This is a genomic window from Brevundimonas sp. (assembly GCF_018608325.1).
Taxonomy (GTDB): domain Bacteria; phylum Pseudomonadota; class Alphaproteobacteria; order Caulobacterales; family Caulobacteraceae; genus Brevundimonas.
Genome location: NZ_JABAZW010000114.1, coordinates 25,756 through 37,846, shown reverse-complemented (window position 1 = coordinate 37,846; position 12,091 = coordinate 25,756). Strand labels below are relative to the sequence as shown.

16 protein-coding genes are annotated in these 12,091 nt (G+C 65.6%); 11 read left to right on the top strand and 5 right to left on the bottom strand.

Translation table 11 applies throughout. The annotated features are described in order from the left end of the window. The first annotated feature begins 252 nt into the window (after positions 1-252). The 5 genes from QZ281_RS11575 to QZ281_RS11555 all read left to right on the top strand — a co-directional run bounded on the left by QZ281_RS11575 (position 253) and on the right by QZ281_RS11555 (position 4,166). Entirely contained in the window at positions 253-1,161 is a 909-nt protein-coding gene (locus QZ281_RS11575) for a cytochrome c oxidase subunit 3 (RefSeq protein ID WP_292228502.1), read from the top strand. Then, complete coding sequence (locus QZ281_RS11570; protein ID WP_292228499.1) at positions 1,158-1,559, top strand: DUF983 domain-containing protein; 402 nt, start codon at positions 1,158-1,160, stop codon at positions 1,557-1,559. Before QZ281_RS11575 ends, QZ281_RS11570 begins: the two co-directional genes overlap by 4 nt. Then, complete coding sequence (locus QZ281_RS11565; RefSeq protein ID WP_292228497.1) at positions 1,556-2,269, top strand: SURF1 family protein; 714 nt, start codon at positions 1,556-1,558, stop codon at positions 2,267-2,269. The genes QZ281_RS11570 and QZ281_RS11565 overlap by 4 nt, the downstream gene beginning before the upstream one ends. A 50-nt stretch (positions 2,270-2,319) precedes the next feature. After that, positions 2,320-3,534 carry a pitrilysin family protein gene (locus tag QZ281_RS11560; RefSeq protein WP_292228495.1) on the top strand — a complete coding sequence of 405 codons (1,215 nt, stop codon included), beginning with the start codon at positions 2,320-2,322 and terminating at the stop codon, positions 3,532-3,534. 77 nt (positions 3,535-3,611) lie between these two features. Continuing rightward, positions 3,612-4,166, top strand: a complete 555-nt coding sequence (locus tag QZ281_RS11555; RefSeq protein ID WP_292228493.1) for an NAD(P)H-dependent oxidoreductase — start codon at positions 3,612-3,614, stop codon at positions 4,164-4,166. A 63-nt stretch (positions 4,167-4,229) separates the two neighbouring features. On the opposite strand, the gene QZ281_RS11550 is transcribed toward QZ281_RS11555, so the two are convergent. Continuing rightward, on the bottom strand, positions 4,230-4,385 hold the full coding sequence (locus QZ281_RS11550) for a hypothetical protein (protein WP_292228491.1): 156 nt from the start codon (positions 4,383-4,385) through the stop codon (positions 4,230-4,232). A 53-nt stretch (positions 4,386-4,438) separates the two neighbouring features. After that, complete coding sequence (locus tag QZ281_RS11545; protein ID WP_292228489.1) at positions 4,439-4,792, bottom strand: hypothetical protein; 354 nt, start codon at positions 4,790-4,792, stop codon at positions 4,439-4,441. Between the two features lie 100 nt (positions 4,793-4,892). Here QZ281_RS11545 and QZ281_RS11540 point away from each other — a divergent pair, with 100 nt between their 5' ends. Further along, positions 4,893-5,588, top strand: a complete 696-nt coding sequence (locus QZ281_RS11540) for an alpha/beta fold hydrolase (RefSeq protein ID WP_292228487.1) — start codon at positions 4,893-4,895, stop codon at positions 5,586-5,588. 67 nt (positions 5,589-5,655) lie between these two features. On the opposite strand, the gene QZ281_RS11535 is transcribed toward QZ281_RS11540, so the two are convergent. Beyond that, the gene (locus QZ281_RS11535; protein WP_166622634.1) at positions 5,656-5,868 is read right to left on the bottom strand and encodes a cold-shock protein; all 213 of its coding nucleotides are present in this window, start codon (positions 5,866-5,868) and stop codon (positions 5,656-5,658) included. 239 nt (positions 5,869-6,107) lie between these two features. Here QZ281_RS11535 and QZ281_RS11530 point away from each other — a divergent pair, with 239 nt between their 5' ends. From QZ281_RS11530 to QZ281_RS11520, 3 genes are all read left to right on the top strand, one after another. Then, positions 6,108-6,311: a hypothetical protein gene (locus QZ281_RS11530; RefSeq protein WP_292228486.1), complete on the top strand. Its 204-nt coding sequence runs from the start codon at positions 6,108-6,110 to the stop codon at positions 6,309-6,311. A gap of 75 nt (positions 6,312-6,386) precedes the next feature. Beyond that, entirely contained in the window at positions 6,387-6,989 is a 603-nt protein-coding gene (locus QZ281_RS11525; protein WP_292228484.1) for a GNAT family protein, read from the top strand. A 16-nt stretch (positions 6,990-7,005) separates the two neighbouring features. Further along, positions 7,006-8,673 (top strand): bifunctional diguanylate cyclase/phosphodiesterase, encoded by a 1,668-nt coding sequence (locus QZ281_RS11520; protein WP_292228482.1) that lies wholly within the window; start codon positions 7,006-7,008, stop codon positions 8,671-8,673. Positions 8,674-8,742: 69 nt separating this feature from the next. Here QZ281_RS11520 and QZ281_RS11515 read toward each other — a convergent pair whose 3' ends face one another. Then, positions 8,743-9,051: a hypothetical protein gene (locus QZ281_RS11515; RefSeq protein ID WP_292228481.1), complete on the bottom strand. Its 309-nt coding sequence runs from the start codon at positions 9,049-9,051 to the stop codon at positions 8,743-8,745. A gap of 130 nt (positions 9,052-9,181) precedes the next feature. Here QZ281_RS11515 and QZ281_RS11510 point away from each other — a divergent pair, with 130 nt between their 5' ends. Further along, positions 9,182-10,882, top strand: a complete 1,701-nt coding sequence (locus tag QZ281_RS11510) for a bifunctional protein-serine/threonine kinase/phosphatase (protein ID WP_292228479.1) — start codon at positions 9,182-9,184, stop codon at positions 10,880-10,882. Between the two features lie 6 nt (positions 10,883-10,888). On the opposite strand, the gene QZ281_RS11505 is transcribed toward QZ281_RS11510, so the two are convergent. Next, a complete protein-coding gene (locus QZ281_RS11505; protein ID WP_292228477.1) occupies positions 10,889-11,458 on the bottom strand; it encodes a YqgE/AlgH family protein in 570 nt (189 codons plus the stop codon). A 122-nt stretch (positions 11,459-11,580) separates the two neighbouring features. Between QZ281_RS11505 and QZ281_RS11500 the strand changes: the two genes are divergently transcribed. Continuing rightward, on the top strand, positions 11,581-12,066 hold the full coding sequence (locus QZ281_RS11500; RefSeq protein WP_201096537.1) for a peroxiredoxin: 486 nt from the start codon (positions 11,581-11,583) through the stop codon (positions 12,064-12,066). Positions 12,067-12,091: the final 25 nt, after the last annotated feature.

Sequence of the window (12,091 nt, the reverse complement as noted above, 5' to 3'; positions counted from 1 at the left end):
CGGCGGCATGGGCGGCGGTGGCATGGGCATGGGAGGCGCAGGCGGCGGGGCCAATGACGACACCGAGCCTGACGGGCGACCGCGCTGACGCGGACAGGCCATGATGTCGCGGAAAGGTGCGCCTTTTCCCGCAGTTGAGGCCAATCCGGGCTCGGATCAAGGCGGAAAGGCGGCGCGGCTCTGGCGTCGTGGAAAAGGGGAGGCTATAGCCTTGGCATAACCGAATTTTCGCCGACCAAAGAGACGCGATTCATGGCCGACGCCCACGCTCTTCCGCAGCACGATTACCACCTGGTGCCACCCAGCCCCTGGCCGCTGCTCTCTTCCGCCGCTGCAACCATCATGTTCATCGGCGCCGTCATCTGGATGAAGGGCCTGGCCCCTGCAGACGCCGGCCCCATCGCCGCCAACTTCCTGGCCAAGGGCAAGGCCGCCATCTTCTTCGCCGGTCTGGCGGGGGTTCTGGTGTCCGCCTTCGGCTGGTGGTCGGACGTCATCAAGGAATCCAAGGCAGGCGACCATACGCCCGTCGTCTCGATCGGCCTACGCTACGGCATGATCCTGTTCATCGCGTCGGAGGTGATGTTCTTCGTCGCCTTCTTCTGGATGTTCTTCGACATGGCCCTGTTCCACGAATCGCGGGCCCTGACCCCGGACGTGGGCGCCTGGGCGGACACCGCCAAGGCCTGGTCGACGTGGCCGCCGAAGGGTGTTGAGGTTCTGTCGCCATGGCAGCTGCCGCTGCTGAACACCGTGACCCTGCTGCTTTCCGGCTGCACCGTCACCTGGGCGCACCACGCGATCCAGACCGGTGACCGCAAGGGCGCCAAGCTGGCCCTGGCCATCACGGTCGCTCTGGGCGTGCTGTTCACCTGCGTTCAGGCCTACGAATATCACCACATCCTGCACGAGAAGCTGTTCTTCAACGAAGAAGCCGTGAACTCGGGCCTGTATGGTTCGATCTTCTTCATGGCCACGGGCTTCCACGGCTTCCACGTCCTGATCGGCACCATCTTCCTGGCGGTCTGCCTGATCCGTCTGCTGCAGGGCGATTTCACCCCGCAGAAGCATTTCGGTTTCGAAGCCGCCGCCTGGTACTGGCACTTCGTGGACGTGGTCTGGCTGTTCCTGTTCGCGTTCGTTTACGTCGTCTTCGGTTGATCGAAGACACCACTGAAGACCTGAAGGCGGCGCGGGACGAGGGATCGTCCCGCGCCGTCGTCGTTTCCACCCAGCCGCTCAAGGCTGCGATTCGCGGTCGATGCCCGCGCTGTGGCCAGGGCGCGCTGTTTCAGGGCTTCCTGAAGGTGCGCCCCGCCTGTGAGGCCTGTGGTCTCGATTTCTCGCGGATCCAGACCGGCGACGGTCCCGCGACCTTCATCATGCAGATCGCGGGCTTCATCGTCGGCTTCTCGGCCCTGTTCGTCGAGATCAGGTTCCATCCGCCCATGTGGGTGCATCTGATCGTGTGGCTGCCCCTTGTGGTCGCGCTGTCTCTGGCGTTGATGCGGCCTGGGCGAGGGCTGATGATCGGCCTGCAATACCGGAACCAAAGATGAGGCGTTTTCCCTGGATCCTGACCGTGCTGACGGCCCTGGCGTTGGCCCTGCTGATCGGGCTGGGCGTGTGGCAGGTCGAGCGCCTGCAGTGGAAGGTCGGGCTGATGGACGCGGCGGACGCGGCGGCGGCGAAACCGCCCGCGCCTCTGGCTGATGTTCTGGCCGAGGTTCAGGGGCAGGGTGATCTGGAGTTCCGCAAGGCGCTGATGGTGTGCCGGGGTCTGGCCACCGCCCCCTATGTCGAGCTTCAGACCATCCACGACGGCAAGCCCGGCGTGCGCCTGATCTCGGCCTGTCACCCCGAGGGGCAGGATTTCAGCCTGCTGATCGATCGCGGCTTTATCGCTGAAGAGGTTTCGGCCCGACCGCGTGTGATCGACAGCACCCTGCCGCTGGTGCTGGTGGGAGAGTTCCGCACCTTCTCCAAGCCCAATGGCATGACGCCCGCGCCCAGCAACGGCCGCTTCTATGGCCGCGACACCGAGGCGATGGCCAAGGCTCTGAAGGTGAGCGGCCCAGTGCGGCCCGAGGCGGTTTACGCCATCACCCAGACCAATCCCGAGATCGAGGCGCTGAAGCCATCCGCGCCGCCCGCCGCCTTCACCAACAACCATTTCGGGTATGCTTTGACGTGGTTCGGGCTGGCGATTGTGCTGGCGGGCTTCTATGTGGCCCTGCTTCGTCGCAGGCAAAAGAAAGACACCCCCTGACCGCCTCTCTGCACACCCTGTCCAACGGCGTCCGCGTCGTCTGTGATCCCATGCCCGGCCTGAAGACTTTGGCCGTCGTCGTCACCGTCAAGGGCGGCGCGCGGTGGGAGGCTGAGAATCGTTCCGGCTGGTCGCACCTGTTGGAGCATCTGGTCTTCAAGGGCGCGGGCGACATGGCGGCGCGCGAGATCGTCGAGCGGATCGAGGCCGAGGGCGGCACGATCAACGCCGCGACAGGCTATGAGCGGACCAGTTTCGAAGTGCGTGGGCTGGACGGCTCGCTACCGCTGGCCATGCAGGTGCTGTCGGATCTGGTGTTTCGCCCCACGCTGGACCCCGCCGAGATCGAGCGGGAAAAGGATGTGGTCGCACAAGAGATCGCCGAGGCCTTCGACACGCCCGACGACCATGTCTTTGAAATGGTCCAGACCCGCGCCTTCACGGGCCAGCCGATGGGCCGTCCGATCCTTGGCTCCATCGCCAGCCTGAAACCTGCCGACAAGGCGACGGTCGAGGCATGGCGCGCACGGCTGTATTCGCCGGACCGGATGGTGGTGGCGGTGTCGGGCGCGGTGGACGAAACCGAACTGCTGGCCCTAGCCGAGCGCTGGTTCGGCGACGCTGTGGCCACCCCGGTCGACGCGCCTGCGCCCGCCCTGTTTGTCGGCGGCCATGCCAAACTGACGCGCAAGATTGAGCAGGCCAATCTGGTCTTCCAGCTTCCGGGCCTGTCGGCGACCGATCCGGGCCTGTCGTCCATGCGGCTGTTCAGCGAGATTCTGGGCGGGGGCATGGCCTCGCGCCTGTTCCAGAGCGCGCGGGAAGAACGCGGTCTGGCCTATGCCATCGACGCCTATCAGGAGCCGTATGAGGATACGGGCGTGCTGGGCATCTATGCGGGCGCGGCGGCGGATCGGGCCAGGGAACTGGCCGAGGTGTCCGCAGCCGAGGTGCGGGCGCTGGCTGAAAGCGGACCGACCGAAAAGGAACTGTCGCGCGCCAAGGCGGTGATGAAGGCCGGGCTGTGGATGTCGGACGAAAACCCGATGAGCCGCGCCGGACGCAACGCCGCCCAGACCCTGATCTTCGGCGCGCCCGTGTCCAGCCTGTCGATGACCGAAAAGCTGGAGGCCCAGAGCATCCAGGATGTGCGCGCGGTCGGCGCCCAACTGTTGTCCAGCGGCAAGGCGGCCAGCGCGGTGCTGGGGCCGAAGTCGGCGTCGGCGGCGGGCGAGGCCTTTGCGACGGCCCTGTTCAGCCTCTAGCGGAACCGCAGGTGGGCGGCGGCGGTTAAGCTGACGCTTCGGCATGACGCCGGGGCGTTCAACTCCGGGAGTGTTCCATGTCCGTCCGTGTCGCCCTGATCGTCGGCAGCCTGCGCGAAGGCGCCTATTCGCGTCATATCGGCCAGGCGATCAAGGAGCTGGCCCAGCCCGCGCTGGACTTGATCCCGATCGAGTTCGGCGACCTGCCGCTCTATAATCCCGATCTGGATACGGATGCGCCGCCCGCCGCCTGGACCCGGTTCCGCGAGGAGGTGGCCACGACCGAGGCCGTGCTGTTCGTGACCCCGGAGTACAACCGCTCCGTCCCCGGCGGCCTGAAGAATGCGCTGGACGTCGGCTCGCGCCCCTATGGCCACAGTGTGTGGCAGGGCAAACCCGCCGCCATCGTCAGCGTCTCGCCCGGCGCCGTCAGCGGCTTCGGCGCCAACCATCATCTGCGCCAGCCTCTGGTCTTCCTGAACATGCCGACCCTGCAGCAGCCAGAGGCCTACATCGGCAATGTCGCCGCCCTGCTGGACGAGCATGGCAAGCTGACCAACCCCGGCACGCGCGACTTCCTGAAGGCCTTCGCCGACGCATTTGCAGTGTGGATCGACAAGACCAAGGCCTGACCGACAAAAGAAAACGCCCGGCCTTTCGACCGGGCGTTCCCTTGGCTTAAGCCGATCTGGCTTTTAGGGGCAGCAGGGCGCCGTGCCGCCCTGGCAGCAGGCGGCCAGAGCGTTGCAGCAGGAAGCGACCGCGTGGACCACGGTCTCGGGCGAAGCGGCGAAGGCGGCGGTGCCCGAGGCGAGCAGGATCAGGCCTGCGATGGCGAATGCATTTTTCATTTTCAGAATTCCAAGATTGATTGAGTGTCTGTGTCGATTTGGACGTGTGTCGCTCAACGCGGCGGCGGATCGTCTCTATCGACGACGGCAGACGTCAGTCTTGGGTGGTGGGGCAGGTAGGCGACCGGCTCGAACGTAGCGACCTTGCTGGTCGTGACGGGCGGGGTCAGCAGGGCGTGGCAGATGACCGCGCAATCCTTGGCGCAGACCAACACGCCCTTGTTCGGAGTCTGATCGCCCGTTTGATCCCCGGTCTGGCCCATATCCATGTCGGCACAGGCGGCGGACATGACAGGCGTGGCGGTGAAAGCGGGGGCCGCGAAGCTGACCGTCGAGACCATGAACATGGCGAACACCGCAAGCGCGGCGCCGACCAGTGCGATCATGTGTCTGCGGATGGACTTCATCTCAGCCCATTGAATGCGACATTGAGGCAAAAATGCAAATGGGTCGGAATGTCCAAGCGGCGCTATCAAGCCGGAGTCTGATTGCAGTGAGAGCAGCCCGGTGAGCCATTTTGTTTTGATCCACGGCGCCTGGCATGGCGGCTGGTGCTGGGGCCGGACGGCGGGCGTGCTGCAGGCTGCGGGGCATCGGGTGACGGCGCCGACCTTGAGCGGACTGTCCGAGCGGGCTGGGCAGGCGTCACGGCGCATCAATCTGAGCACCCACGTCGATGACATTGTCGACCATGTGCGGGGGCTGGGTGATGAACCGGTGACGCTGGTTGGGCACAGCTATGGCGGTTTCCCGGCAACGGCGGCGGCGCGCAGGCTGGGCGAGCGGGTGGCGCATCTGGTGCTGCTGGACGCCTTTATGCCGGTCGAGGGGGAGATCCTGCTGGATCATGCGCCCGCCCTTATCGCCCCATATCGGCAGGCGGCGGATGCGGATGAGGCCTGGAACATCCCGCCCATTCCATCGGCGGCGTTCGGCGTGGGGTTGGAGGATCAGGCCTGGGTCGATGCGCAACTGACGCCTCAGCCGGTCGAGACCTATTTCGAGCCTGTTCATTTGGGCGAGGCGGTGGCCGGTCAGCGTCAGACCTATATCCGTTGTGTTCAGGCTCCGGGCGATCTGCTGGCGGCGTCGGTACAGCGGGCGCGTTCGGACCCAGCCTGGTCCTATGTTGAGATCGATGCGCCGCATGATGCGATGATTTCGCATCCCGGTCTCTTGGGGCGGACCCTGCTGGACCTCTGACACAGAGGCGGAATTGAAAACGGCGGCCCCGTGAGGAGCCGCCGTTTCCGTTAGACGTGTGCTGAGATCAGCCGACGGTCTGGAGCTGGCCAGCCGATTCCTTGCCCGAACGCTTGTCGCGCTCCAGCTCGTAGGAAACCTTCTGGTTTTCGTCCAGGCCGCGCAGGCCAGCAGCTTCAACAGCCGAAATGTGGACGAAGACGTCCTTGCCGCCGTCGTCGGGTTGGATGAAGCCGTAGCCCTTGGTCGGGTTGAACCACTTAACAGTGCCGGTAGCCATTTGTAGACCTCCGTTAGAAGTTGACCGAGGGAACGTCCCTGCGGCCTGTCGGGTCTGAATGGAGCGGCCTGGACTCGTGCGTTCGCAGAGAGAGTGGGCGTTACGCAGAGAGATCGACGAAGGACATTTGCACAGGTCTTTGCGACAAATGCAAGCGGGACCGAAATGACTCATATTGTGAAGTTAAGGGAACAGTACAGCTTCTGCCGCGTTAAGTATTTCTAGGAAAGGCTAAAAATATGAACCGTACCCATGTGGTCGAACGCGCGTATCAGCTGGCACGCACTCCCGAATGCTTGAATACCGGAGATGTTGTGAAGGCCCTGTCGGCAGAAGGCTACTCCGGCGCAGAAATCTCTCATTTTCAGGGCAGCTCGATCCGCGCCGACCTGAACCGAATTTCCAAGCTGCCGAAGGAAAGTCCGGCCTCTGACGCCGCCTGAAGACCGTTGCTGTAACAAAAATCAAGATCGCGTGGGGGCGTCGCCAAGCGTCTTCGGTCGCGTTAATCTGGCGCAATGGCGCTTCTGGACTGGATGAGCGATGTGTCCGGGCCTGTTGTCCGGGGCGACGGCGTGCTGCTGAGGCCGCCGCGCGTGTCCGATTATCCGGCGTGGTCGGCGCTGCGGGAGGCGTCGCGGGACTATCTGCAGCCGTGGGAGCCTGCCTGGGCCGAGGATGATCTGACCAAGGCGGCGTTCCGGCGTCGGTTGTCGGTCTATGGGCGCGAGATGGAGCTGGGCAACGCCTGGCCGTTCTTCGTGCTGAGCCCTGACGGCAAGACTCTGTACGGGGCGGTCACCCTGTCGAACGTGCGGCGCGGCGTCGCCGAGATGGGCACCCTGGGCTACTGGATCGGCCAGCCCTACGCCGGACAGGGGTTTGGAACCGCCGGGGTGCGCGCGGTTGTCGGCTATGCCTTCGACAAGCTGAAGCTGCATCGCCTGGAGGCCGCCTGCCTGCCGACCAATTTCGGATCACGTCGTGTGCTGGAGAAATCCGGCTTTAGACACGAGGGCTTGGCCCGGGCTTATTTGAAAATTAACGGCGAGTGGGCAGATCATCTTCTGTTCGGCCTGATCGAGGACGAATTCGATCGCGACGGTCGTCCGTCGTCCTGACAAAGGGTCCCTACGCTTGAACCCCCGATCCAGATCACTGGCCTGGGACGCCACCACCGCCATCGAGGCGTTGGCGGCGGCCGATACGGCTCTGTGGGTCTGGACGCCTGCCGAAGACCAGATCCGGTTCACCGGGGCGACGCGGTCGCTGGGCCTGGGGCCGTTGGCGCCGGAGTGTTCGGCCGCTGGTTTCGTCGCTTCGGCCCTGCCGCAGGATCGGTCGCTGGCCGAGAAGATGCTGAAACCGTCGGAAGAGGGGACCGAGATTTCGGTCCGCCTGCGGATGCGCGGCGCCGAGACCTGTCTGTGGCGCGGGGTCTGGCTGGAGGATGGTCTGCGGGCGGCGGGCGTGGTGGCGCTGGAGAACAAGTTCGCGGGCTCTGATCTGGATACGCTGACCGGCCTGCTGGACCGTCGCGCCTTTTTGGCGCGCGTGACCGAGATTCTGATCGCGCCTGGCGAATATGAGATGGTGGTCGGCGACGTCGACCGGCTGCGGCGGCTGAACGAAGCTTTGTGCCATGAGCGGACGGACCTGGTGCTGTCAGCCCTGGGCTCGCGTCTGGCCGCGGCCTTTTCCCAGGACGCCTCGGCCGCCCGGATCGGCGAGGACGAGTTCGCCATCATCGTGCCCAAGACGGCGTCCCACACCAGCTATCGGATGCGCGAGGCGCTGGAGCAGCCGCTGCGGGTCGCGGGCTTTGACATCTATCCCACCGTCTCCATCGGCGCCGTGGTCGTCGAGGGCGGGCCGGATGCGCCGGACGCCGCCGAACTGCTGCGTCGGGTCGAACTGGCGGTGGAATCGGCCAAAAGCGCCGGGCGTGGCGGGTCGGCTGCCTATGGCCGTGCTCTGGAAAGCGATTCCCTCAGCCGTCTGGCGCTGGAGGCGGACCTGCGAAACGCCTTTGTGCGCGGCGAGATCGTGCCCTTCTTCCAGCCCATCGTGAACCTGAACACGGGTGCGGTGGCGGGGTTCGAGGCTCTGGCTCGCTGGCGTCACCCCCGCCGTGGCCTTGTGCCGCCTGACGAGTTCCTGACCCTGACCGATGAGTTGGGCATGATGAACGAACTGGGCCTGCTGATGATGACCCAGTCGGCGCGGCAGCTGGCGGACTGGATCGCGCGGCACCCGACGTCGGGCAAGCTGTTCTGCAGCGTGAACCTGTCGGTCGGCGAGATCGAACGCCCGCATCTGTGCGAGGACGTGGCCCGCATCATCAAGGAAACCGGCCTGCCCAAGGGCGCCTTGAAGCTGGAGGTCACCGAAGGGGACATCATGCGCGACACCGCGCGTGCCGCCGAGGTGCTGCAATCGCTGAAGGATGTCGGTGCGTCGCTGGCGCTGGACGATTTCGGCACCGGCTTCTCGTCGCTGTCCTATCTGGCGCGCCTGCCGTTCGATACGCTGAAGATCGACCGCTATTTCGTCCTGACGATGAAGAAGGACGAGGGCTCAGCCAAGATCGTCAAGTCCGTGGTCAATCTGGGCCGCGACCTGTCGCTGGAAGTGGTTGCGGAAGGCGTCGAGAACGCCGAACTGGCCAGCCTGCTGCTGGACGCCCAGTGCCACTACGGCCAGGGCTTCGGCTATGCCCCCGCGCTTCCCGCCCAGGAGGCCGAAGTCTATCTGGCCGAAAGCCTGGCCGATGGATCAGCGCCGATCAAGCAGCGCTCGGCCTGACACCAGTTGGCGGCGTCAGATGTTTAAGCGAACCCGCCCAAGTGTGAGCAGGCCGCGCAAAAATAGCGATCAGCGCGTTTTGGACTTGGGCACGGACACCAGGGTCACGCCCTCGAACTGGCCGACTACGCGGCCCAGGCTGGTGACGCGCGGGTCCTGCATGGCGTCGGACGGGCAGCCCAGCAGATCAGCGCTGTCGTCCAGCAGTTCGGAGGTGGCGAAGGTTTCACCCAGCAGGCGGCAGGGGCCGTCAGGATAGGGATAGCCCTTTTCCATGATCCGCAGGCCTTCGGGGAAGACGAACGGGGTGTCACGCACGGGGCCGGTCGCGCAGCCCGCCAGCATTCCCAGACCGGCAAGAAGCAGAATTCGACGCATGGAACGCACCCCGTTGGTAATCAGCGATCATATTGACAGTTGCGAAGGCTGTCGTCGAGACATGTGCCCGCCACGGCCAAGCTTGTCCACCATCTAGCCAGACCCGCGTGCATCGCACACAGTGTTGTTCATGACCGACGCCAGACTGGAAATCGCTGCAGGCTTCGCGACCGCTCAGGGGCCAAAGCCTGACAATCAGGACTTCGGCGGGGTGCATCTGGGCACGGCGACGGAACAGCGCGAGCATGGCGTCGTCGCGGTCATCACCGACGGGGTGTCCGGCTCAAAGGCGGGGCGGGCGGCGGCGGAGCTGACGACCCGCAGTTTCATCGACGGCTATCTGGACCAGAACCCGCTGAACGGCATCGCGGCCAACGGGATCAAGGCCCTGCGCGGCTTCAACCGCTGGCTCCATTCGCGCGGGCGGATTGATCCGGCGATGGAGGCGGCGGCGACCACCTTCACCGCCCTGATCCTGCGCGGGCGCGAGGCGGTGACCCTGCATGTCGGCGACAGCCGCGCCTGGCATTTTCGCGACGGCGTCCTGACGCGGCTGACTGAGGATCATACCCGCGCCCAGGCGGGCATGGGTCATGTGCTGTACCGCGCCGTGGGGATCGAGGCGGATGTTAAGCTGGACGTGCGCCATGTGGGCCTGCAGCCGCACGACCGACTGCTGCTGACGACGGACGGGGTGCACGGCGTCCTGTCGGATGAGGCTCTCGTGCGGCTGCTGGGGCGGCGCGGATCGCCAGACGCCGACGCCAAGGCGATCCTGGCTGCGGCGACCGAGGCAGGAACCCGCGACAACGCCACCGCCATCGTCATCGATGTGGTCCAGACCGGCGCTCCCGACTGGGAGGCGATCACGGCCGAGGCGGAGGGTCTGGTCATCCAGCCGCCGCCCGAGGTGGGCGACAATGTCGATGGATTCCACCTGACGCGACTGGTGGCGGATGGGCGCTACACCCGGCTGTTCCTTGCGCGCGACACGCTGGGTGACGCCGGGTCGGTGGTGCTGAAATTCCCCAAGACCGCCGTGGTGTCCGAACGGGGCGCGCGCATCGCCTTCCTGCGCGAGGCCTTCATCGGCCGCCGCATCGACAGCCCCAATGTCGGCCGGGTTCTGACACTGGAGACGGGGCGGCAGGGGCGGCTCTATATCGTCCAGCCCTTCTATGCCGGGACCACCCTGCACCGGCGTCTGGCCGAGGATGGCCCGCCCGAGATCGCGCCGGGCATCGACATCGCCCTGAAACTGGCGCGCGGGGTTGCGGCCTTGCACCGGGCGGGGGTGACGCACCGCGACATCAAGCCGGACAATGTGATCCTGGAGGCGGACGGCGGGCTGAAGCTGGTCGATCTGGGCGTCGCCCGCCTGCGCCGCGCCGAGGAGTTCGCCGAGGCCGAAGCCCCCGGCACGCCGGGCTTCAAGGCGCCGGAAATGTATGATGGCGAAAGCGGCAACGCGGCCACCGACCAGTTCGCCCTGGGCGTGACCCTGTACCGCCTGTTCACCCAGACCTATCCATGGGGCGAGGTCGATCCAAGCGATGCGCCGCGTTTCGACCGGGCGTCGACCCCGCCCAGCCGCCATCGCCCGGACATGCCCGCCTGGCTGGACGCCGCCATTCTGAGGGCCGTTTCGACCAATCCCGACGACCGTTTCGATGATGTCGAGGAACTGATCCGCGTGCTGGAGACCGGCAGCACCGCCGCCGCCCCGCCGCCCCGCACCCTGTCCCTGATCGAACGCGATCCGGTGCGGTTCTGGCAGGGGGTCAGCCTGCTCCTGGTGGTGCTGTTGGCGATCTCTCTGGCGACGCGCTAGCGCGCTTCAGGCCCTGCCGCCCTGGCTGGATAACTGCGAGGCCTGAACCCCCATCTGGGCCAGGGCGCGGGTCCATTTGGTGTCGTGATTGGTGTCGAAGATGATGTCCAGATCCGCTTCTGCGGTCAGCCAGACGTTTTCCGCCAGTTCATCCTCCAACTGGCCTTCGCCCCAGCCGGCATAGCCTAGCAGCAGGGTCGAGCGGCGCGGGCCGGACACATCGTCGGTCATGGCGGTCAGGGCTTCGCGCGTGCCGGTCATGGCCAGGCCGTCGCCGAAGGGCAGGCTGTCGTCGCCGATCATCCAGTCGTCGGTGTGCAGCACGAAACCGCGTTCACGATCCACCGGCCCGCCAATCAGCACCGCGCGCCCCACCGCTTCGACGGGGGCCGGTGCGTCCAGCTTGTCCAGCACAGTCTTCAGGTCGACGCCGTCCACCGGCCGGTCGATGCGAAGCCCCATCGCATGATCTGACCCGTGGGCGCAGATCAGTATGACGGCGTGTTCAAAACGCGGATCGCTGATGCCGGGCATGGCGACAAGCAGACGGCCTGTCAGGGAGGAGGCGTCGGTCATGCTGGCATAATCGGGTGGTTAACGGCCGGGCGCAAGACGCTTGACGCTTGCGGACGCGCGGCATGGGTCTATGTGTCGCGCACACGGTTTCATTTCCACCCAGACCTCCCCGGAGAGACTTCATGACCATTCAGATCGGCGACCGCATCCCCGCCGCGACCCTGGCCCAGGCGACGGCTGAAGGCCCCAAGCCCGTCTCGACCGCAGAAATCTTCAACGGCAAGACCGTGGCTCTGTTCGCCGTTCCGGGCGCCTTCACCCCGACCTGCTCGGCGCGTCACCTGCCGGGCTTCAAGGACCATCTGGCCGACATCCAGGCCAAGGGCGTCGACACGGTCGCCTGCATCTCGGTCAACGACGCCTTCGTCATGAAGGCCTGGGCCGAGAGCCAGGGCATCGAGGACGGCTCCATCGTCATGCTGGCTGACGGCAACGGCGAACTGACCCGCGCCCTGGGTCTGGTGCTGGACGGCTCGGGTTTCGGCCTGGGCGACCGTTCGCAGCGCTATTCGATGCTGGTCAAGGACGGCACGGTTTCGCAGCTCAACATCGAGCAGGGCGGCGAGTTCAAGGTGTCCTCGGCTGAGCACCTTATCGCTCAGCTGTAAGTGGTATTGCGTGTATTTGTAACGC